Origin of the sequence: Fictibacillus halophilus (assembly GCF_042680145.1) — a bacterium.
Lineage (GTDB): Bacteria > Bacillota > Bacilli > Bacillales > Fictibacillaceae > Fictibacillus > Fictibacillus halophilus_A.
In genome coordinates, this window is sequence record NZ_JBHTNQ010000001.1 from 1,650,049 (window position 1) to 1,671,110 (window position 21,062).

At 39.4% G+C, this 21,062-nt stretch carries 23 protein-coding genes; 4 read left to right on the top strand and 19 right to left on the bottom strand.

Annotated features, from left to right (window positions below; translation table 11 throughout):
• Window positions 1-203: 203 nt before the first annotated feature.
• The 6 genes from ACFQ4X_RS08470 to racA all read right to left on the bottom strand — a co-directional run bounded on the left by ACFQ4X_RS08470 (window position 204) and on the right by racA (window position 3,352).
• Window positions 204-365, bottom strand: a complete 162-nt coding sequence (locus tag ACFQ4X_RS08470) for a hypothetical protein (RefSeq protein WP_379834411.1) — start codon at window positions 363-365, stop codon at window positions 204-206.
• Between the two features lie 4 nt (window positions 366-369).
• Window positions 370-501, bottom strand: coding sequence for a hypothetical protein (locus tag ACFQ4X_RS08475; RefSeq protein WP_379834413.1), 132 nt, complete (start codon window positions 499-501; stop codon window positions 370-372).
• A 91-nt stretch (window positions 502-592) separates the two neighbouring features.
• A complete protein-coding gene (locus ACFQ4X_RS08480; protein ID WP_379837098.1) occupies window positions 593-1,816 on the bottom strand; it encodes a DEAD/DEAH box helicase in 1,224 nt (407 codons plus the stop codon).
• A 5-nt stretch (window positions 1,817-1,821) separates the two neighbouring features.
• The gene (locus ACFQ4X_RS08485; protein ID WP_379834414.1) at window positions 1,822-2,361 is read right to left on the bottom strand and encodes a hypothetical protein; all 540 of its coding nucleotides are present in this window, start codon (window positions 2,359-2,361) and stop codon (window positions 1,822-1,824) included.
• A gap of 51 nt (window positions 2,362-2,412) precedes the next feature.
• Window positions 2,413-2,778 (bottom strand): DUF1798 family protein, encoded by a 366-nt coding sequence (locus ACFQ4X_RS08490; RefSeq protein WP_066290351.1) that lies wholly within the window; start codon window positions 2,776-2,778, stop codon window positions 2,413-2,415.
• 64 nt (window positions 2,779-2,842) lie between these two features.
• A complete protein-coding gene (racA, locus tag ACFQ4X_RS08495; RefSeq protein WP_066290353.1) occupies window positions 2,843-3,352 on the bottom strand; it encodes a chromosome-anchoring protein RacA in 510 nt (169 codons plus the stop codon).
• A 215-nt stretch (window positions 3,353-3,567) separates the two neighbouring features.
• Here racA and ACFQ4X_RS08500 point away from each other — a divergent pair, with 215 nt between their 5' ends.
• On the top strand, window positions 3,568-3,702 hold the full coding sequence (locus ACFQ4X_RS08500) for a hypothetical protein (RefSeq protein WP_379834416.1): 135 nt from the start codon (window positions 3,568-3,570) through the stop codon (window positions 3,700-3,702).
• 325 nt (window positions 3,703-4,027) lie between these two features.
• Here ACFQ4X_RS08500 and ACFQ4X_RS08505 read toward each other — a convergent pair whose 3' ends face one another.
• A complete protein-coding gene (locus ACFQ4X_RS08505; RefSeq protein WP_379834418.1) occupies window positions 4,028-4,984 on the bottom strand; it encodes a DUF2515 family protein in 957 nt (318 codons plus the stop codon).
• 130 nt (window positions 4,985-5,114) lie between these two features.
• Between ACFQ4X_RS08505 and ACFQ4X_RS08510 the strand changes: the two genes are divergently transcribed.
• The 3 genes from ACFQ4X_RS08510 (at window position 5,115) to ACFQ4X_RS08520 (ending at window position 8,719) form a co-directional block, all read left to right on the top strand.
• On the top strand, window positions 5,115-5,360 hold the full coding sequence (locus ACFQ4X_RS08510) for a glutaredoxin family protein (protein WP_379834420.1): 246 nt from the start codon (window positions 5,115-5,117) through the stop codon (window positions 5,358-5,360).
• Between the two features lie 73 nt (window positions 5,361-5,433).
• A complete protein-coding gene (gene recU / locus ACFQ4X_RS08515; RefSeq protein WP_379834421.1) occupies window positions 5,434-6,057 on the top strand; it encodes a Holliday junction resolvase RecU in 624 nt (207 codons plus the stop codon).
• A 76-nt stretch (window positions 6,058-6,133) separates the two neighbouring features.
• A complete protein-coding gene (locus tag ACFQ4X_RS08520) occupies window positions 6,134-8,719 on the top strand; it encodes a PBP1A family penicillin-binding protein (RefSeq protein ID WP_379834423.1) in 2,586 nt (861 codons plus the stop codon).
• Window positions 8,720-8,761: 42 nt separating this feature from the next.
• Here the strand turns inward: ACFQ4X_RS08520 and ACFQ4X_RS08525 are convergent, their stop codons facing one another.
• The 12 genes from ACFQ4X_RS08525 to panB form a co-directional block, all read right to left on the bottom strand.
• Window positions 8,762-10,024, bottom strand: coding sequence for a glycosyl hydrolase family 18 protein (locus ACFQ4X_RS08525; protein WP_379834424.1), 1,263 nt, complete (start codon window positions 10,022-10,024; stop codon window positions 8,762-8,764).
• 55 nt (window positions 10,025-10,079) lie between these two features.
• On the bottom strand, window positions 10,080-10,436 hold the full coding sequence (locus tag ACFQ4X_RS08530; protein WP_379834426.1) for a YpoC family protein: 357 nt from the start codon (window positions 10,434-10,436) through the stop codon (window positions 10,080-10,082).
• A gap of 461 nt (window positions 10,437-10,897) precedes the next feature.
• Entirely contained in the window at window positions 10,898-11,557 is a 660-nt protein-coding gene (gene nth, locus ACFQ4X_RS08535; RefSeq protein WP_379834427.1) for an endonuclease III, read from the bottom strand.
• 63 nt (window positions 11,558-11,620) lie between these two features.
• Window positions 11,621-12,325, bottom strand: a complete 705-nt coding sequence (locus tag ACFQ4X_RS08540) for a DnaD domain-containing protein (protein WP_379837100.1) — start codon at window positions 12,323-12,325, stop codon at window positions 11,621-11,623.
• Between the two features lie 109 nt (window positions 12,326-12,434).
• Window positions 12,435-13,727 carry an asparagine--tRNA ligase gene (asnS, locus tag ACFQ4X_RS08545; RefSeq protein ID WP_379834429.1) on the bottom strand — a complete coding sequence of 431 codons (1,293 nt, stop codon included), beginning with the start codon at window positions 13,725-13,727 and terminating at the stop codon, window positions 12,435-12,437.
• A gap of 68 nt (window positions 13,728-13,795) precedes the next feature.
• Window positions 13,796-14,986 (bottom strand): pyridoxal phosphate-dependent aminotransferase, encoded by a 1,191-nt coding sequence (locus ACFQ4X_RS08550; RefSeq protein ID WP_379834431.1) that lies wholly within the window; start codon window positions 14,984-14,986, stop codon window positions 13,796-13,798.
• A gap of 19 nt (window positions 14,987-15,005) precedes the next feature.
• On the bottom strand, window positions 15,006-15,491 hold the full coding sequence (locus tag ACFQ4X_RS08555; protein WP_379834432.1) for a DUF5590 domain-containing protein: 486 nt from the start codon (window positions 15,489-15,491) through the stop codon (window positions 15,006-15,008).
• Between the two features lie 12 nt (window positions 15,492-15,503).
• Window positions 15,504-15,674: a YpmA family protein gene (locus ACFQ4X_RS08560; protein ID WP_066290382.1), complete on the bottom strand. Its 171-nt coding sequence runs from the start codon at window positions 15,672-15,674 to the stop codon at window positions 15,504-15,506.
• 391 nt (window positions 15,675-16,065) lie between these two features.
• A complete protein-coding gene (gene dinG, locus ACFQ4X_RS08565) occupies window positions 16,066-18,876 on the bottom strand; it encodes an ATP-dependent DNA helicase DinG (RefSeq protein WP_379834434.1) in 2,811 nt (936 codons plus the stop codon).
• A 49-nt stretch (window positions 18,877-18,925) separates the two neighbouring features.
• A complete protein-coding gene (gene panD / locus ACFQ4X_RS08570; protein WP_077364081.1) occupies window positions 18,926-19,309 on the bottom strand; it encodes an aspartate 1-decarboxylase in 384 nt (127 codons plus the stop codon).
• A complete protein-coding gene (panC, locus tag ACFQ4X_RS08575; RefSeq protein ID WP_379834436.1) occupies window positions 19,294-20,178 on the bottom strand; it encodes a pantoate--beta-alanine ligase in 885 nt (294 codons plus the stop codon). The genes panD and panC overlap by 16 nt, the downstream gene beginning before the upstream one ends.
• Window positions 20,178-21,014: a 3-methyl-2-oxobutanoate hydroxymethyltransferase gene (panB, locus tag ACFQ4X_RS08580; RefSeq protein ID WP_379834438.1), complete on the bottom strand. Its 837-nt coding sequence runs from the start codon at window positions 21,012-21,014 to the stop codon at window positions 20,178-20,180. Before panB ends, panC begins: the two co-directional genes overlap by 1 nt.
• Between the last annotated feature and the right edge of the window lie 48 nt (window positions 21,015-21,062).

A 21,062-nucleotide genomic window follows, 5' to 3' on the forward strand; every position in this document is an offset into this window, starting at 1 on the left:
GCAAGGTGCGAGACTACGGCTAGGAGCAGCGTGTCAGCTACCTGAGTATTCCTCTCGTAAGACATGCGACGAGGAATCTCGCTTCGGCAGGAATTTCTTGTAGACGCAGGAGCAGCACTTCATATATATATCACCGAGGCTCACCGCACCCCCCGCGGAAAGCGAGCATCCTGGAGTGGAAATCAACCACTTCTAAAAGCAACTTATACTTTCAGAAGCGAAATACGAAACGGAAATAATTCTCCTGTCATTATCTCGTTTACAATAACAGGATCGTTCACCATGATGCTGTTCGCTTCTTCCTGATCTACATTATGCAAAATCACTACACCAAAAGATGCATCTAGACATGGACCTGCCAGCACGAGCTTATCTTCTTGCAAAAGATTTTGAAGGTAGAAAAAAATGAGCTTCTAATACTTTTTTGTCTTCTTGCGACTGATTTTCCATAAAATCTGATCGAATCGGTTTTATCTGATACAAAAATTCTTTGGTTTCCAAAATAATCTCCCCTTTATAGGGAAAATTCTCTTATTAAACCCGTAATTCCTTTTTTAAAATATCCACACAAACGAGTCAAAAACAAAAACTTTTATCTGCTGTCTTTTGAATCTCTTTTCTTCTTAGCAGAAAAAGGCTTTTTATTCGCTGTTAACCCGTTTTTCTGAGGTGACTGTTTCTTAACCGTATTTTTTTGAATATCTTCTATAACTACATTGCCTCTTTCCAGGAGCTGTTTTTGCAGGGGCACATTTATATTTGCAGTCCATTTCTTTACAGATGACAATTCAGCTTTTGTTACGAGTGAGACAACAATTCCTTCCTTCCCCATTCTGCCGGTTCTTCCTGAACGGTGAACATATTGCTTAACATCTTCAGGAAGTTCAAGATGTACTACATGTGTAACATCAGGTATATCCAGACCGCGTGTCGCAACATCCGTTGTTAAAAGTACTGGAATTTTCCCTCGTTTAAAATCATTTAATACTTTTTGTCTCTCTTGTTTTGTAGAGTTACCTGCCAGAACACCAAGTTTAATCTTTTTGTATTCAAGCTTTGAAGCGAATTCATCCATTTTCATAGAACTGTTTATAAAAACAATCGCTTTGATGCCAGGTGTATGGCGAATTAGCTTTCGAAGGTTATCCACCTTATCACGGTATTCAGATACCATGAACGTATGTGTCACCTGGCTTGATGTTTCTTGTTTTTGGACTTTAATTATTGAAGGTTCGACTGCTAATTTATTAGACCAATCTTCTGTCTTTTTATTAATTGTTGCCGAAACAAATACGAGCTGGCGATCTTTTAAGGTGGCAGCTATTACTTGTTCGACATCTCCGTTAAAACCAGCTTCAATAATATGATCCGCTTCATCAATGACAATCGTTTTAACTTCATGCACCTTCAATTTTTTGTTTTGTATTAATTCTTTTACTCGTCCTGGTGTCCCAACGATATATTGAGGTTTTTTCTTCAATTTATCAAGCTGTCTCTGCATATTTGCTCCTCCAATTAGAGAAGCACCGCTGAGCCCGCTGTTTTCGGTGAACTTTTGGCAAACTTCATAAATCTGCATGGCAAGTTCTCTAGTTGGTGCAAGAAATACTACTTGTGCATTTTTTGTTTCTGGATCTAGCTTAGCAAGTGCAGGCAAAGCATATGCAAGAGTTTTGCCTGTTCCAGTCGGCGACTCAATAACGATGTCTTTATTCTCTAATAAATTAGGAATAGCGCGCTCCTGAATGTCAGTTAGTGACGTAAATCCGCTTTTATTCCAAGCGTTTTGGATAAATTCCGGAAAACTATGTATCAGTTGTGTCATTTTTTATACCCCTTAAAATATTCATTCATTTCTTTCATTGATGCGATAACCTGTTCAAGTACTAGCGAAAAACGTTCAGGTTCTTCTTCAGAAAAAGGCTTTTGTAAATGGATGGAGATCTTGTTGCTGAAAACGTTTCTTGATTCTCCATATATATAGGTAAGTTTTTGCTGAATGTCTCCTTTTAAATCACCTTCTGACCATTTTTTCAAAATGGATTGAAGCTGTTTACAATCTGTTTCAATTTCATAAACAGGAGTTTCTATAAATATGGAAACCTTGCTGCCAGCCCCTTCAGGATTGTCTTTTAGTTTTTCAGTTGCGTAATTTTCAAGATTTGTATTTAAAGTAAGATTTCCTTTAAAAGACTGACTGATTCCTGAAACAATAAAATCAATTGAATAGCTTCTGCCGATAACGGCAAGATCCACTAAATCTCTTCGATCTACAATTTCTATCGCGCCAGCAAAATCTAAATCATATACGGCACCTTCAAGCACAACCTTTAGATTATCATAAACCGATGGATGATACATCTTGCTCGCTCCTTTATTTAAAAATAATTTAATTGTACGGTACGTGAAATTTTATTCTTCATCTGAACTCATTTGTTCTTTCATTTGGTTCAAAACATACAATACTGATTTCACCATTTCCGTAATCCGCTTATCTTTCATATTTTTTTGAAAAACATAAACACCCAGGTAACCGATGTTCTCAGCTGCGGTCTTGATCTGAATTGGATATAAGTATTTAGGTTTATTTGTGATTACCCATTCACGTGCCAGCGGCTCCCACTCTTGTACCCTAAAATGGATGCGGTCTGCAAACGGCTTAACTTCAGTATAAAAATCCGCTTCCGTCTCCCTTGCTTTTGTTTCTGTTTTATAAATATGAAACGCTTCATTAATATCAGCGATTAATTCTGTCGTTTTTTTGTACAAATTGCTCATAAAAAAGTCCCTCCATTCTTTATATCGTACCAAAGAATGAAGAGACTTACACTTTTCATTTTATTTATAGTGTAAACAGACTCACAAACCAGTTCTTTTTCGGCTTTTCCTTTACATAAAGCTTTTCTTCTGGATAATTGTTTTTTAATAAAGCTACCTCAAGATCCTGAAGACGCGCCTCCATGTTTTCCATTTTTTTTATAAGTTCTTCGAGCTCTGATGCATGCTGCAGCATTTGATACGAAACAACAGCATCAGCTTTCTCTTCAACCTTTTTTTCTAATGCTTTAATGGCTGCATTAAGCCGGTCAAACTTCTCTTCAAACTGGGTTGGCAGTTCTACGGATTTCTCTGATGTTTGAAATGACTGGATTTGAATATCACTCATCAATAATCCATTGTCGAGCTGAGCTTTTATTTCCCTTAACTGCTCGATGTCTTCTTGCTTAAACAAATAATGTCCATGTTCGTTCTTATCACATTGAATGTTAAAATGTCTTACCCAGCGCTGAACCGTTGTCGGATTCACCCCGAGTTCCTCAGAGACAGTTTTGGTTTTCAACACCATTTCCATTATGAATCCCTCCCCGTTTTCTTGTAGGAATTAATTTCGTGCTGTATCCTCTTATCCCCTTCACACGTGACAAAACTAGTTTTTATTCGGCAAAGAAAGTGTAAATTTCCTTTTTCAACTTTAATTCGACAGCTAATTGTTGATTGTTTGTATATTCAGTCGCATCAACCGTAAAACTAATATGAGTTCACGTTTATAAAAGGAGGTGCAATAAAATGAACGAAGAAAGCAAACAGCAAAAGAATCAGGATCAATATTCACAACAGCAAGGAACTGAAAAAACAGAACAAAAGCAAAACACAGGTTATGGTGATAAGAAACTGAATGGTCCCGATATTCCAAGCACGTAACCAATAAAAAGACGGCATCTCCTCTGCCGTCTTTTTGTATGGCTCATTTCTAAAAGTTTGTTGTTTTGAACATTTGAGTAAGCTTCATTGACTAGTTGATTGGAGCGCAAGGTGCGAGACTCCTCGAAAATGAACTTCACATTTTCTTCGTGCGATGTATAGCTGCCGAAGCCTTCCTTGTCCTTGCGGATCAGCGGGACAGGGGAGACTCCTAAGGGCACAAAGTGCCGAGGCTCACCGCACGCCACGCGGAAAGCGAGCAACCTGGAGCGGAAATCAACCTCCTCCTACTAACAACAATGTTTAAGAAAACAGCCTTTTGTATTTAAAGATTTTGTATCCATTCTTTTAATAGGATGCCTATTTTAATTTGTCTTTGTTTTTGTTTATACCAATCTGTAAGACATGGGTCTTGAATTCTCTTTACTGGTTGATAAAATAACTCCGTATTCATTCCCTTCCTATACCAGTCTTTCATAGGCTTTCTATGATGGCGGACAATCGGATAGACCATCCTGAGCAACGGTGTCTCCCTCTTTTTTTTCGGATAAACATACTTTTCAAAATCGTGCCTCGAACCAGTATGGGTAACTGCGTCAGAAAAACGAATAATATCTTCACTCCATCTGGACTCGAACAAAATGGTGTAAAGCATCTTTCCTGTTTCTATTCTGTTTTTTACAGTTTTAAATCCATGAACTGAAATTCCATATACATCGCCTGAAAGAACAGGAAACAGTACTGTGCTGAAATGCATATAGTCCTGGAGCAGAAATGGGATCCCCGAAAAAATTCTCTTTTTATAAAAAGAATGCCTAATCACAGGATTTTCGATCACATGCTGTTCATTTATGATCAGTGATGTACATATTCTCTTCAAATCTCTTTCGATCCAAAAGCGGTGCCATTCTTCTTTCATGAATGCTGAAACATAAAAGTTATCAAGCAGATCAAATAATGGGGCACCTTTTTCCTTGGAGTATTCATAAAGCAGCAACTGAGGATAAGCATCCTGGAAAATCAGCCAGTTTGCACGTTCGTATGTATGAAACAAATGTTTTCTTGTATCTTTAGATAAGAATCTTGGAAGCCATTCTCCTTTTAGATCACACATGCTGTATCCAGCGTTGCGTGAAACTATACTCGCGAGCATCGCCCATCTTATCTCAGGATTTCTTTTAAAAAAAGCGGCATAGCTTACGGTACGTGAAATATTATCACGATTTTGTGAAATCGTATTATTCAAGATTTCCATCGTTATATCCTGATACCGCTCCTTCACACTGTACCTCCTATGTTACGTCCTATCTTTTATCGTTCGCTCCAGCACTATAAAATATTTGTATCGCGTAAGAAAAAGGAGTAAACTAATCTTTATGAAAGATGCAAAATGGAAAAAGGAGGCATAAAAATTGGAGAAAAAAGTAATCATCTACACACAGGAAACGTGCCCTCCATGCTTCGCAGAAAAAGAGTGGCTGAAAGCAAATAATATTGAATTTGAAGAACGCGACATACGAAAAAATCAAAGCTTTATGAAGGAAGTTATGGATCTGGGTGCTTCGGCAACTCCTGTTACTGTGATCAAGACAGAAGAGGGCAAACAGGTTGTAATGGGCTTTAATGAAGATGAACTTTCTGTACTATTAAAAAAGTAAACTAATACGGGCTATGTGTATCTATTTTCGTAATAATGCGCATAGCCATCTTTAATTGAAAAGGAGATGAATTATGGGAACCTTTCATTATCCAAATGGTAAGAAAGTGGCTTCTGTAACTAAAACAAGATCGTCTTCCTCATCTTCTTTAAAAAGAGAAGTTTCATACAGCAACAGAGGGATGTCGCTCGAAGACGATATCAATCAAAGCAATCAATTTTATCTCTTAACGAATAAAGCGATCATTCACAAAAAACCTACTCCGGTACAAATCGTGAATGTTGAGTACCCGAAAAGATCTGCAGCTGTCATTCGTGAAGCATACTTTAAACTCGCTTCTACAACCGATTATAACGGTGTATATAAAGGAAGATATATTGACTTTGAAGCAAAAGAAACAAAGAACAAGACTAGTTTTCCGCTTAAGAATTTTCATGAGCATCAGATCACACATATGCAGCAAATTTTAGATCATGGCGGAATATCTTTTATCATTCTTCGATTCTCTTCTACGGATGAAAGCTATCTGCTGGACAGCTCTTACCTTGTTCTCTATTGGAAGGAACAAAACATGGGGAGAAAATCAATTCCAAAGGGTGAAATAGAAGAAAAAGGACATTCTATTACTAACGGGTATCAACCTAGACTGAATTATTTAGAAACGGTAGATCGTGTCTATTTCGCTCCTTCCCTTTGATTGTTCATAAACTCAGAATTGGCCACGAATATTGATAATGTTAGTTTTTTTATGAAGTTGAAAGGTTGGTAAAACTATGTCAAAAGATTACCGAAGCCGAGTAGAAAGAAGACAATCGTCTGATGGTTCTACACCGGCAAAGAAAACAAAAAAGCCAAGACGCAATTGGAAAAAGACTCTCCTATTGCTTGCAGTTATTTTAGGATTATTAGGACTTTTAACAGTAGGTGTAATCGCAGCTACTTCTCCAAAGCTTGATCCGAAGAAACTAGAAACACCTGTATCTTCTAAAATTATGGATATGAATGACAAAGAAGTTTCTCTTGTTTCTGGTCAAGAAAGACGGATCAGAGTGAAGATAAATGAAATCCCTGAACCTGTTCAAAATGCTTTTATCGCAACGGAAGACGTTCGTTTCCGCAAACATAGCGGTGTTGATGTAAGACGTTTATTCGGTGCTGCATTTGCTAACGTTACAGAAGGATTTGGTGCTGAAGGTGCAAGTACAATATCCCAACAGGTTATAAAGAACACGATTCTTACTAATGAAAAATCCCTTACGAGAAAGATCCGTGAAGCATATCTTTCTGTTCAGCTAGAACAAAAGTATTCGAAGGATCAGATTCTAGAAATGTATTTAAATAAGATTTATTTTGGCAATGGCGCATGGGGTGTAGCAACGGCAGCAAAAACTTATTTCAATAAAGATGTTAGTGAATTAGAAGTCCACGAGGCTGCTTTATTGGCTGGGTTACCAAAAGCTCCAAGCTATTATGATCCGACTCGAAATCCAAAAGAAGCTGAACATCGACGCAATGTTGTCTTAAACTTGATGGCACAGCATAAATTCATTTCTAAAGAAGAAGCAGAAAAGGCAAAGAGTGTTTCTGTAAAAGATACAATTAACCCTGGTAAACTTAATACAGAAACACGCCCTTATGATGCATATATTAAACAAGTAATGGATGACCTAAAAGATATTGAAGGACTTGAAGAAGCTGACATTTTCTCTTCCGGGCTGAAGATTTACACGAATCTTGATACTAAAGCTCAGCAAGTTACCGAAGATGTATTGAAAGCTAAATTACAGCCCGAGCATAAGCTATTACAGTCTGGTGTAGCAATCGTTGATACCAAAACAGGTGCAATCCGTGCTGTCGGAAGCGGCCGCGGAGACGAATTAAGCAACCAATTCTCAACAAGGATTACACGCCAGCCGGGGTCAACGATCAAACCGATTCTAGACTACGGTCCAGCCATCGAAAACAAAAAATGGAGCACTGCTCATATGTTAAACGATGAACCAGTCAAGATCGGCGATGTAACGATCAACAATTTCAATAAGGAAAATGTTGGAGACATTACGATGCGCCAGGCATTAGTAGAATCTAAAAATACGACTGCTGTTAAGACGTTCCAAGAAATTGGTCCTGAAGAAGCTACCGATTTCGCTAACAAACTTGGGTTTGATTTAGATCCAGATACTACTTACCCGTCTTATGCGATCGGCGGATTTGAACAAGGAGTATCACCGCTTACAATGGCAGGTGCTTATCAGGCATTCGGCAACGGCGGTGTTTACACAAAACCGACAACGATCCGTAAAATAGAATTCCCTGACGGAAGAGTAATCGAAGTCGATCCAGAACCGAAAGCAGCTATGAAAGACTACACCGCGTATATGATTACAGATATGCTTAAAGATGTTATGGACCGTGGTACTGGTACACAGGCAAATGTCAGCGGTCTCCACTTAGCTGGTAAAACGGGTACAACAAACTTCCCTAAAGACCTTCGGGATAAGTATGGCATGCCTAGCAACGCAACGAAAGATGCTTGGATGGCTGGTTACACAACTACCTATTCTGCAGCTGTTTGGACCGGGTATGATTCCTACCAAGATGATAACGGTGAGGCGTTATATCTTGATAAAACAAAAGACGATTATTCAAAACAGATCTTTAAAGACATCATGAGTCAGCTTAAGCACAAGAACACAGACTTTAAGAAACCGAAATCTGTGACTGAAGTTCCGATGGAAAAAGGAACTGGAAAACGCGCAAGCGAGTTTACGCCAGATTCTGAAAAGATCATCGAACTGTTCGTCAAAGGATCTAAACTGCCAGATGTCAGTGATAAGTTCGAAAAACCAACTGGCATTGAAGGACTTGAAGCGAAGTTCGATGAAAAGAAAAATGAGATCGAAGTAAAATGGAAGTACGAGAAAAAAGAAGGTGTTACCTTTAAGGTCCTTGCAAGCTATAACGATGGACCGATGCAGGAAAGAGCAACGATCAACGATACGAAATTTGTTGTTCCATCCCCTGCTCCTGGTAAATACACGTTCCAAGTGATTGCAGTCGACAGTGAAAACAACACTGAAAGCGAACCTGCTGAAACATCAATCACGATTGAAGCGCCAGAAGGAGAACAACCGCCGCAGCCACCTGGTGAAGGTGAACCGGGAACTCCTCCTGGCGAAGGTGAACCGGGTACCCCTCCAGGTCAAGGTGAACCGGGAACACCGCCTCCTTCTGGCGGAGAACCTGGTACTGAGCCTCCTCCGGGTCAAGAACCTGGTACTCCACCTCCTGGTCAAGGAGGCGGAGATGAAGAAGAGGAAGAAGGCGGAGGCTTGCAATTCCCTCCATTTAACCAGTAACAAACATTAAAAATCCGCCAGCTATTTAAGCTGGCGGATTTTTTATTTAATATTATATCGGTCTACTAAGTAATTCCAAAACACAGGATAACCAAATGATAAGTTCCAGAAGCTTACTCCAGCAAAACCGTATTGATCGACAACATCAAACTTTGCTTTCATGCTTCTTAAATCTTCAAACCATACAATATGTTCTTTTTTATCTTTATCCCAATATCTGAAATATGGAGCTTCATCCTTTCTGCTGTACTTAATGGCTGCCTGTCTTTTTCCGGCTAGCTGAGTTGCCTGAACAGGGTTCAGAGCTTTAGCAAATTCTCCACCAGGCTTGTATGGAAGCGTCCAATCGTAGCCGTATAAATTGATTCCCATTAAAATTTTCTTTGGATCAATCTCGCTAACAGCATAATCCAACACTTTTTTAACTGAAGCGATTGGACTAACTGCCATTGGAGGTCCCCCGCTGTAACCCCATTCATATGTCATCAAAATGACGTAATCCACGATCTCACCATGTGCTTTATAATCATGTGATTCATACCATTCACCAATCTGTGTTGCACTGATCTTTGGTGCGACTGCAGTCATTACAATATATTTTTGCTGATGCATCTTTTCTGTTAAGATTCTTAAAAATTGATTATAAGCTTCTTTATTTTTCTTTCCTAAAAACTCAAAATCAACAGATATTCCTTGGTATCCTTTTTGTTTCATCATAGCTAGTGAATTTTCTATCACTTTGTTCGTGATCTCTTTGTTTGTCAGTATCGCTGTACCTACCTCTTCACTGAACTCTCCATCTTTAATATTGGTAATAGACATGAGCGGTTTTACATTTTTATTTTTGACGTCTCTTAAAAATTCGGTATCATCCAGCGGCTTTAGTTCGCCTTTTTCATTTACTTCATAACTGAACATCGTAATATAAGTTAATCCCTTTGCTGCTGCTGCGAAATTTTCTTTTGCTTTTGGAACGGGTTCGGCAAATGCATTTGTCGTTATATCTTTTTTTGTTCGTTCAGGAACATTTAACTGCTTTCCGGCAACTAAATTCATATCCGTAACACCTGGATTAGCCTGCTGCAGCTGTGTGACAGAAACGCCAATCATATCCCCGATCTCTTTCAGAGTATCTCCAGGCTGAACCGTATAGGTAAAAGGTGTAGGGATAAATAGCGTCTGGCCTACAGTAAGTTTGTCTTTTGATGTCAGCCTGTTTACCGCAGCGAGCTCTTGCCATGGGAGTCTATAGTACTGTGAAAGCTTCCATAAGGAATCGCCTTTTTTCACTACATGAATCTGCATGATACCCCTCCTTGAAACATCTCATGCTTTCATCATATGTCCAAGTGCCTTGTCCTTATGTTTTTCGCTTTAAAAGTATGACACTTTTCTTTTCCCATTCGAAAAATAATTCACTTAATTGAATAAAAGATTGATAATGATCCGGCTGTTCTTCAATAAATGAAAGGCGTTCTATTGCATTTACAGGAAGTTGATCCAGTTCCTTTAGGTTCTCTTTCCACATTATCAAGTCCTGTTCTTTGGCAGTTTTTCCGTTGCCACAGTATAACGCCATCAAAAACTGCTGAAAAAAGCAGAGCATCGGCTCTTTTGCTTTACTTCGGTTGCGTTCTTTAAAATAAACCGCTATATAAGGACTTTTTTCTTTCCATTCTTTAAAAATCTCTGTCAATTGTTCTGTATTTTGTTCCAATTGATCTTCACTCCTTCTATCAAAAAGACTTAAATCTATAAATTAGTCATGATCATATTAACATGCGCCCATCACATAAAAAATGATGATAACCCCATGCTTTTTTATGTAGAATTTGGGTGCAAGCGCTTGTCGAACTGTGTCGAGAATTGTAGACTCGTGGATGAATAGCCAAAACTTTTGGATTCAGCACCAAAATTTTTGGATTCAGGGTCAAAACTCGTGGATTCATGTGTGTTTTTCGTGGGATTACGGTTAACAAGGCTTCTTTCGGCTCGTTTGGGTCCCCTCAATACCGATAATCTGTAGCTTGGCTGGTGCCAAGCCTCCTAATAATGTTCGATCTCGAAATGAATCCACTCTGAGTTGATGTTTTTACGACTATTTTCTTGTAAAGTCCTTAAAAAAACTGACTCAAAAGGTGAAATTCCCTCATTTGAGTCAGCCTATAATCTTCAAAGTCATTTCTTCTTCTCTTTTTGATTCATCCGCTTTTTGCCTTCACGGCAAATGGAAAGCAGCGGACATTCAGGACAGTTAGGATTTTGCGCCTTGCAATGATACCTTCCAAAGAAAATAAGACGATGGTGTGTTGCTCCCCATAGGTCTTTTGGAATCTTTTTCATCAGAGTTTCTTCGACTTGCAAGACAGAATCCTTCCATCTGCAGATTCCAAGTCTTTTAGAGACGCGTTCAACATGTGTATCTACTGCAATCGCTGGTACATCATAAGCAACGGAAACGACTACGTTCGCTGTTTTTCTTCCGACACCAGGAAGCTTTGTCAGCTCATCACGGTCTTTTGGAATCTCTCCTCCGTATTCGTTAAGCACGAGCTCACTTAATTTTTGAATGTTCTTCGCCTTGTTGCGATAGAGTCCGATTGATCTAATGTCATCTTGAAGTTCTTCAAGAGAAACATCTAAGTAATCTTGAGGCTTTTTATATTTTTCAAAAAGTTTTGGAGTTACTTTATTCACAAGTGCATCAGTACATTGTGCAGATAACAGGACTGCTATCGTCAACTCGAACGGATTTGAGTGATGCAGCTCACAATGAGCATCTGGAAACATATCCTCGATCTGTTCCAGGCAAAATTGAATCTGAGCTTTGTTTAACACGATTACATTCCTCCTGTAATGAAAAAGAAGACCCAGTTTTATCAGGGTCTGTTTGTTTTGCAGTTATGATTCAAGCCAATTATAAACGGGTCTTTTTAATTCACTGTCTTTTCTTGGTTTATCGGATTGGCCAGATTTTTGAAGCTGTCTAACACGGAATTTCTCTCCATACTGCTTTGCAGCTTCAGGAGTCTTTATTCCGTTTTTCTTCCACTCGAAAAGAATGCGATCGATATATCTGAAGTTGAGCTTGCCGGACAAAACGGATTCTTTTAATGCGGTTAATATGAGCTCTGGAGATTGCTGGTCCTCATCCATCCAAATTTTTAATGTTTCAAGCTCCATTGGTGAAAGCGGCCGCCCGAATTCTTTTTCGAATAAAACAAAGACATTCTGTTCAAGCTGATCTTTATTTATCTCTTTCTGTATTTGTTCCTCTTCTTTTAAACTATCCATCAGCCTGTTCCATAACGGCTGCAAGGTATACGCTTCAAAATAAACGCCTTTTTCTTTATCTTCGTACTGATCCATCCCAAGGAGCCCTCTCCCTACCAATGAACGAAGCATGGAGGACATCTCATGGGATGAAGCTGTCATCCGTTCAGCCAGTTCTATTGGAGTCGGAAAATAGTTTCCGGATTCAATAAAGACATGAAGCTGTATGAACAGCATACATTCAGTGTCTGACAGTCCGATTTTTTTATAAGATTTTAAAAGCATATTTGGTATGCTGACTGATCCTTCTGACATCCATTTTTCAAATAACATTGCGTTCACTTGCAACACCTCTTGTACCATTATAGCATAAGAACCCGTCTTATCTTTTTATAAAGCCAAGAAAAAAACCTCCCTGCAGCAGGGAGGTTTTTCTAATTTATTAAGGATATAAACGGTTTAACAAACGAGGGAACGGGATCGTTTCACGAACATGTTCAGCACCTGAAATCCAAGCAACTGTACGTTCTAAGCCAAGACCAAATCCAGAATGAGGAACGCTTCCGTATTTTCTTAGCTCTAGATACCACTTATAAGCATCATCCGTTAATCCGTGTTCTTCATAACGCTGTTCCATTAGAGCAAGGTCGTCAATACGCTGGCTTCCTCCGATAATCTCTCCATATCCTTCAGGAGCGATCAAGTCTGCACATAATACGACATCATCACGGTTTGGATCCGGCTTCATATAGAACGCTTTAATGTCTTTAGGGTAGTTTGTAATGAATACAGGTTTATCAAAACTTTCAGCAATCGCTGTTTCATGAGGAGCACCAAAGTCGTCACCCCACTCGATATCATCAAATCCTTTTTCTTTTAACATTTTAATCGCATCATCATAAGAAACACGAGGGAAAGGAGCTTTAACGTTCTCTAATTTAGAAACATCACGTCCAAGTGTTTTCAGCTCGTTTTCACAGCGCTTAATAACAGATTGAACAATATGTGAGATGAACTGTTCCTGAATTTCAAGAGATTCTTCGTGTTCAACGAATGCCATCTCAGGTTCGATCATCCAGAACTCAATCAAGTGACGGCGTGTCTTAGACTTCTCAGCACGGAAAGTCGGCCCGAAAGAATATACTTTCCCCAGTGCCATCGCTGCAGCTTCCATATAAAGCTGTCCGCTTTGAGAAAGATAAGCATCTTCTTCAAAGTATTTTGTATGGAACAATGATGTTGTTCCTTCAGCAGAGCTTCCTGTAAGAATTGGAGGGTCTACTTTTACAAAATCATTGTTATAGAAGAACTCGTTTACAGCATGTATGATTTCGTTTCTGATCTTTAAAATGCTGTGCTGGCGCTTTGAACGAATCCACAGATGACGGTGATCCATCAAAAATTCTGTTCCATGCTCTTTCGGTGTGATCGGATAATCTACCGCTTGATGAAGTACTTCTACATCAGTGACTTCAAGTTCCACACCAAGTGATGAACGCTCGTCCTCTTTTACAGTACCTGTTACGTAAAGACTGGATTCTTGAGTCAACCCTTTTGCTTTTGTAAAAATTTCTTCACCAACTTCGCTTTTTACAACGACACCTTGAACAAATCCTGTTCCATCACGCAGCTGCAAGAAAGCAATTTTACCAGAAGAACGTTTATTAGAGAGCCATGCACCAATCGTTACAGACTCACCAACATGTTCGCGTAGCTTTTGAATAGTAGTTTTCACAAAATGTACCTCCACTGTTTCTAAAATCTGTCTCTATCAAAAAATTATGAATGACCGCTCACTAAAAATCAATCTTTCTTTGAATGGCGGACGATAAAACGTTCAATTCGGTCAAGTGCTTCCATGATCGTATCCAATGAAGTAGCGTATGAAAGCCGAACATTATCAGGAGCACCAAAGCCTGATCCTGGAACAAGCGCAACTTTCTCTTCCTCTAAGATCGCTTCAACCCATTCATCTACTGTTGAGAAACCTGTATTTTTAACAGCCTCTTTTGCATTCGGAAACAGATAGAAAGCACCATTTGGTTTAACACAACTGATGCCAGGCAATGTGATCAGACGCTCATAAACTTTGTTCATACGTTCTTCAAAAGCTTGACGCATCTCTTCAACCGGCTCTTGTGTGCCATTATAAGCAGCTAAAGCACCATGCTGAGAAATCGTTGTTGGATTTGATGTACTGTGGCTATCCAAATTTGTCATAGCCTTAATGATCTTAGCGTTTCCGGCTGCAAACCCGATTCTCCATCCTGTCATCGCATGTGACTTTGAAAGTCCATTAATGATGATCGTCTGCTCTTTCAGCTCTGGTGAAAGTTCAGCAATAGATGTGTGCTTTGCCCCGCCATAGATTAATTTTTCATAGATTTCATCGGAAACGATCAGTACGTCTTCTTGAAGGCAGACTTCACCGATCGCTTTCAGCTCGTCAGCTGTATAAAGTGAGCCAGTCGGATTGCTCGGAGAATTTAAAACAAGCGCTTTTGTCTGTTTTGTGATTGATGTTTTCAAATCCTCTGCTGTAATCTTAAATTGATTCTCTTCTTTTCCTTCTACGTAAACTGGAACTCCCCCTGCAAGTTTAACTTGTTCAGGGTAGCTTACCCAGTAAGGAATAGGGATTATCACTTCGTCTCCTTCATCTATTATTGCTTGGAACAAGGAATAAAGTGAATGTTTAGCTCCTGTACTCACGATGATTTCAGAAGTTTCATAAGTTAGCCCTTGATCTTCCTTTAATTTGTTTGTGATCGCTTTTTTAAGCGAAAGAAGACCGCCAGAAGCTGTATACTTTGTATGTCCTTCTTTCATAGACTGATAAGCAGCTTCAATAATATGTATTGGAGTATTAAAATCCGGCTCTCCTGCACCAAGACCGATTACATTGTGCCCTTCTGCTTTAAGTGCGTTTGCCTTTGCTGTAATTGCCAATGTTGTTGAAGGTGTCAATGCCTCCACACGTTTTGCAAGCTTCATTAAAATATCCCTCCACTATTTATTGTTCTGATTCTTTAAGTCGATAGATCTCATACCGTTTTCCTGTTTCAAAGTATCCATAATAATACGTATAGCGATTTTGATCATCGATGTAGACAACTTCCCATAATGGGATCTCATCTTCCATGCCTAAACGGCTGTCAATGATTTTTTCAGCATTATGGTTTTTTTTCACATAATCAATCATCTGTTTTTCTGATAATCCTTTTTTAGCAATCTCGGAAAAAATTTCTTTATCTTTTCCTACCCAGACGATCATGTCAGTCCCATGCTCGTTCTTGCCTTCAACTACATAATAGGTTTCGTTCTTGAAAAAGTGCTCCACATTTGAAACAGATGTGAGATTTTTTTCTTTTTTTGCGAGTTCAACAGCTTCAGCTTCTTTTTTCTGCGGTTTTGCGTGCACTCCGCTATAAAGATAGTACGCCTGCCAGCTTGCTAAAATCAAAATGCCAACAATTATAAGTATCCACTTTTTTCCCATATTTCAGCCTCTCTATGTGCGATAGATCGTAAATATCATCTTATCTTTATTCTCGTCATCTAACGCAAGCCCAAACATTAAATCCTGATGCTTTAATGTTTTGTTCAATTCAGAAACAACTTTATACAAATCACTAGACTTGTCTACCTTAACTGTAGAAAGAACCTCGATTTTACTTTCCATTGTTCTTCCTCCTATACTTTGAAACTTATCCCTGTTTACTATAGCAGAAATTCTTTTAAAGTGGTACTTTAGAATGCCTAAAAATCAGGAGATTCTTAAACATAAAAAGATAAGTTTTTGTGTGTCTTTGCTGCAATTAGGGAGGGATGATTTCTGTTTCAGGATGCTCGCTTTCCGCGGGGCGTGCGGTGAGCCCCCTAGGCTAATCAAGCCTATAGGGGTCTCACCTGTCCCGCTGATCCCGCTGGAGTCGCGCACCTTTCACTCCAATCAACCTGCCTATGGATGCAAATTACAAAAATCCTCCCTAAAGTAACAATATTTTAGATTAGAGTATAGAGAAAAGAGTCAAAAGAAAAAAGGAGAAGCATCTATCTTCTCCTTTTTCATCCTAATCCATCCAGTCCCGAAGTTCTTCAACTAGATCGTTGACCGGTTTTATAGAAACCGGCAGTTTCGGCAGTGACTGAATGAATGATTTTCCGTAACGTGTCTCAATCATCCTGCGGTCAAAAACGAAGACAGCACCTTTATCTCTGCTGCTTCTTACCAGTCGGCCGAAGCCTTGTTTAAAGCGGATGATGGCTTGAGGAAGCGAAAGATCGTAGAAGGGATTACCGCCCTCTGCTTTCAGTTTCTCGCTTTTCGCTGCCATTACAGGCTGATCTGGAGGCGTAAATGGAAGTCTGATGATCACCAGACAGGAAAGGTCATCTCCTGGAATATCAATTCCTTCCCAAAAACTGTTTGTTCCAAAAAGAATAGCGTTATCGAACCGCTGAAAGTTCTTAGTCAGTCTTGCTCTGCTCCCGCTGTCAACACCTTGTGCGATCAAGACGAACTCCTCTTGGCCCATTAACGATTTAAAAGCAGAATGTGTTTCCTTTAACATCTCATACGATGTAAACAGGACGAGCATACGGCCCTTTGTAACTTTTGCTATCTCATATAAAGAGGTTGAGATTTTGGCAACAAACGTTTTTTGGTCCACCTCATTAATGAGTGGTATGTCAGTTGGCACCATCAGCTTTGCCTGTTCCTCATACTTAAAAGGTGATGGCAGCTGTGCGTTTAAAGGACCGAAGTCGAGCAGCCCAAGCCGTTCAGATATATAACTGAACTTGTTTTTCACACTCATCGTTGCCGATGTCAATACAACACTGCTTTTTTTGCCAAAGAATTGATCTGCTAGAATCTGATCGATCTCAACCGGTTTTGCGTAAAGAGTAACTGCATGTCTCGGACCTTTTGATTCTGCTTCCATCCAATAAACTTCCTGAGACAATGGACACGACAGAAGGTGATGAAGAACTGCTGCTTCATCCTGCAGATCGTTTAGAAGTCCTTCAATATCAACTAAGAATCCTTTTTGTTTAACAGTAAGGTGTTCCTCAAACTGATCAAAGCTCTTTAAAAGGCGTTTAACTGGCTTTACCAAATCTGATATATACTGCTTTGCTCTCTCTTCCATCTCAAGTACAGGTTCCCAAAGAGCCGATTCTATGTCTTCATTCGTATAACGAAGTGTCTGCTTTGTTAGCTCTGAAGATCGAGAGGACTTAGCTTTTGTTACACAAATCGTTTTAATTTGCTTAAAAAGATCATCCAGCTCATTTTTAACATCTAGAAACAGGCCGTCCCATTTTGCTAGATATGTTTCATACTTTGGAACTTCCAAAAGATCAGAAAGTTCTCTTAATGTATTCATCATGCCATCACTTTCTGTTGAGGAAAGTCTGTCCAGCAATTTTAGAAATGTGAAATAATCGGTTTCCTTGCCGAAATGATCGCTCACTACCTCTTCAATATGATGTGCTTCATCCAAAACGGCTTCTTTATAAGATGGAAGCAACTGAGAATCGGATTTTAAATCTGTAAACAATAAAGCATGATTCGTAATAACTAGATCTGATTCATGAGCAGCTCTTCTTTGTTTATGATAGTAACATCTCGAGAACCATGGGCATCGATGGTTCAAGCATGAATTTGCATCACTTTTCACTGTATTCCAAAACAGTTTTCCGCCAGATGCCATCGATAGTTCTTCTACATCACCCTGCTCTGTTTCAGTTAGCCATATAATCAATTGAGCTTTTGTAAAGTTCGTATCATAATTGTCTTCATGATGATCCTGAAGAGTATGTTCAAACTTTCTCAAACATAAATAATGGTTTCTGCCTTTTAAAAGTGTTGCGGTAAAATCAAAAGGCATAATTTTCTTCAATAGAGGCACATCACGTTCTAACAGCTGCTGCTGCAATTGAACGGTATGTGTTGAAACCACAAGCGGGCGGTCCTTTTCCTTAGCAAAACGAACACCAGGTATGAGATAGCCTAGTGATTTACCGACACCTGTTCCAGCTTCTATAACAAGATGCTGATTCGTATGGAGCGCTTCATCTACAAGCTCGACCATTTTTTGCTGGCTTTCACGGATCTCATAATGCGCCATGTGTGTTTTTAATTTTTGCTCTAATTCAGATGCACCATAACTTTCGAGGTCATCATTAAATTCTTCTTGTTCTTGTTTTAATGTCTTCTTAAGAGCTAATTTACGGTAAAAATCATATGTTTCTTCATCTGCTAAAAAGACAGATTTCTCATTGATGATATCACTTACGATATTTTCTAATGAGCTCTGCAGTTTTTTCACAAAAGGAGATAATCGCTCTAACGTCAATAACGGCAAGGTCTCAAGCTTATCTAATAGATGCATAAGGAGCATAGCCGTCACTTCTGCGTCACTATCTGCCTGATGCGGATTTTCATGTTCAAGCCCAAGGTATTCCGCAAGCATTCCTAGCTGATATCCATCGGCTCCTAGAAGGAGCAGTCTGGATAGCTCAACAGTATCAATAAGAGGCATAGAAAGCGGCGAATAACCGCAGCGATCCAGCTCTCCCTGTAAGAATGAATAGTCGAACATTACGTTGTGCGCAACAAAATAAGCTCCTTCTAGCATCTGAAGGAGCTTCGGCGCTGCTTCTTCAAATAACGGAGCATCTTTGACCATGTCATCATTGATGCCCGTTAATTGTTCAATAAAAGGGGGGATGGGAACGCCTGGCTGGATGAACGTTGAATATCTGTCCGTTATCTGTCCTGCCTCAACGGCGACCGCTCCAATCTGGATAATCCGGTCTCCTTTTGCTGCTGAATTTCCTGTTGTTTCAAAATCGATAACGACATATCGCCGTTTCATAGCCTTTTCACCTCATTCCCCTGCGGCTATCTTAATAGGTTAATAATAATTAGTAGATGGTAGCCTCAGGTTCAACACCAAGCATTTCTTGTATCATATTATTCTTGTCCATGATTGCCACTTTTGGCTGATGATTTTTAGCTTCTGCCTCATCATACATGGCATAGGAAATAACAATAATCGTATCTCCTTCTTGAACGAGTCTTGCAGCTGCGCCATTTAAACACATCACACCGCTTCCTCTTTTTCCAGGAATAATATAAGTCTCAAAACGCGCACCATTATTATTATTTACAATTTGAACTTTTTCGTTCGGAATCATATCCACTGCATCTAAAATATCTTCATCGATCGTGATGCTTCCAACATAGTTTAAATTAGATTCAGTTACGGTTGCACGGTGTATTTTAGCTTTCATTAATGTACGGAACATTTTTCTTCCCCACTTCCTTGTTTCTCTAGTATGTTGTCTATAATGACATTATCTATTAATCGAGCTTTGCTGAATCTAACGCTTAAAGCGATGATCAGCTTTTCATCATCTTTTTCTGGAGGAAGAAGTTCAGGATATGAGAGAACTTTGCAGTATTCAACAGTTCCAGCCGTATGTTCCTCCAAGTATTTTATCATCTTTTCTTCTGTCTCACCACTATCGCAGTTCGATAGCCAGCTCTGCGCATTCTGTAAAGATTGATACAAGTGATGAGCTTCTTTTCTTTCTTCATCCGAAAGATATACATTTCTTGAGCTCATCGCCAGTCCATCAGATTCACGTTTCGTTTCACAGCCAATGATTTCTACAGGAAAATTAAAATCATCAACAAGACCTCGAACTACTGCCACCTGCTGGGCATCTTTCAGACCAAAAAAAGCCTTATCTGGTGTTACAATGTGAAACAGCTTCGTAAGAACTGTTGCCACCCCGTCAAAATGACCTGTTCTGCTTTTCCCGCAAAGAGCATCGGTTCTTCTGTTTACAGAAACCGTTACAACAGGTTTATCTGGATACATTTCTTTTGTGTCAGGATAAAAAAGAACGTCTGCACCAGCTTCTTCTGCAAGTTTTTTATCACGTTCAAAATCTCGCGGATAACGGTCAAAATCTTCGTTCGGTCCAAATTGCAGTGGATTGACAAAAATACTTACCACAACGATGTTAACCTCATTCTTCGCACGTTCTATCAGTGAAAGATGACCTTCATGCAGATACCCCATAGTTGGTACGAATCCTACCGTTTTACCTTCTGTTTTTTCTTGCAGAATATATTTTTGCATGTCTTGGATGCTGTTCAATATAATCATTACTTAACTCCTCCATACAAACGGTCGATCGTTTCTGTTTTCATGTTAAAGCTGTGTTCTTCCCCAGGGAACTTCATCTGCTGTACATCTTCTTTATACTTCTGGAGTCCTGCGACCATCACATCTTTAACATTTCCGTAGGATTTCACAAATTTTGGTATATGATGAAACCCATATCCGATCATATCGTGATAGACCAAAACCTGGCCATCTATATGTTTACCTGCACCAATACCTATAACTGGGATAGTCAGTTTTTTTGACGCTATTTCAGCAAGCTGCTGAGGTACGCATTCTAAAACAATCGCGAACGCTCCAGCTTTTTCTAATAAGAGACATTCTTCTAAAAGTCTGTTTGCCTCTTCCTCTTCTTTCGCTTGCACGCTGTAACCGCCCATAACTCCGACCATCTGCGGAGTCAGCCCAAGATGTCCCATCACAGGAACACCTGCATTCGTCAATGTTTCTATTGTAGAGATTACTTGTTTTCCGCCTTCAAGTTTTACAGCGGATGCGCCGCTTTCCTGCATAATTCTTCTCGCATTGTTCAGCGTCACATCGATTGAGCAATGATAGGTCATAAACGGCATGTCTGTCACGATAAACGTGTCGGCCGCCCCTCTCTTTACCGCTTTTGTATGATGAATCATATCTTCCAACGTTACTGGAATGGTAGATTCGTATCCTAAAACGACCATTCCGAGAGAATCTCCGACTAATATGAGATCCATTTCAGCCTTTTCACAGATTACAGCAGATGGATAGTCATATGCTGTTACCATTGAAATCTTTTCGCCGTCTCTTTTCATCTTGAGAAAGCTTTTTGTTGTTTTCATACTTTTAGCCTCCCTGTTTTTTAACAGGGCCAGAGTGCAAAAAACCTT

Excerpts from the sequence above, each read along its gene's own strand:
- ACFQ4X_RS08485 (WP_379834414.1), bottom strand. The coding sequence starts at position 2,361 with ATGTATCATCCATCGGTTTATGATAATCTAAAGGTTGTGCTTGAAGGT.
- ACFQ4X_RS08490 (WP_066290351.1), bottom strand. The coding sequence starts at position 2,778 with ATGAGCAATTTGTACAAAAAAACGACAGAATTAATCGCTGATATTAAT.
- racA (WP_066290353.1), bottom strand. The coding sequence starts at position 3,352 with ATGGAAATGGTGTTGAAAACCAAAACTGTCTCTGAGGAACTCGGGGTG.
- ACFQ4X_RS08500 (WP_379834416.1), top strand. The coding sequence starts at position 3,568 with ATGAACGAAGAAAGCAAACAGCAAAAGAATCAGGATCAATATTCACAA.
- recU (WP_379834421.1), top strand. The coding sequence starts at position 5,434 with ATGGGAACCTTTCATTATCCAAATGGTAAGAAAGTGGCTTCTGTAACT.
- ACFQ4X_RS08520 (WP_379834423.1), top strand. The coding sequence starts at position 6,134 with ATGTCAAAAGATTACCGAAGCCGAGTAGAAAGAAGACAATCGTCTGAT.
- ACFQ4X_RS08525 (WP_379834424.1), bottom strand. The coding sequence starts at position 10,024 with ATGCAGATTCATGTAGTGAAAAAAGGCGATTCCTTATGGAAGCTTTCA.
- ACFQ4X_RS08540 (WP_379837100.1), bottom strand. The coding sequence starts at position 12,325 with ATGTTATTTGAAAAATGGATGTCAGAAGGATCAGTCAGCATACCAAAT.
- ACFQ4X_RS08550 (WP_379834431.1), bottom strand. The coding sequence starts at position 14,986 with ATGAAGCTTGCAAAACGTGTGGAGGCATTGACACCTTCAACAACATTG.
- ACFQ4X_RS08555 (WP_379834432.1), bottom strand. The coding sequence starts at position 15,491 with ATGGGAAAAAAGTGGATACTTATAATTGTTGGCATTTTGATTTTAGCA.
- ACFQ4X_RS08560 (WP_066290382.1), bottom strand. The coding sequence starts at position 15,674 with ATGGAAAGTAAAATCGAGGTTCTTTCTACAGTTAAGGTAGACAAGTCT.
- dinG (WP_379834434.1), bottom strand. The coding sequence starts at position 18,876 with ATGAAACGGCGATATGTCGTTATCGATTTTGAAACAACAGGAAATTCA.
- panD (WP_077364081.1), bottom strand. The coding sequence starts at position 19,309 with ATGTTCCGTACATTAATGAAAGCTAAAATACACCGTGCAACCGTAACT.
- panC (WP_379834436.1), bottom strand. The coding sequence starts at position 20,178 with ATGATTATATTGAACAGCATCCAAGACATGCAAAAATATATTCTGCAA.
- panB (WP_379834438.1), bottom strand. The coding sequence starts at position 21,014 with ATGAAAACAACAAAAAGCTTTCTCAAGATGAAAAGAGACGGCGAAAAG.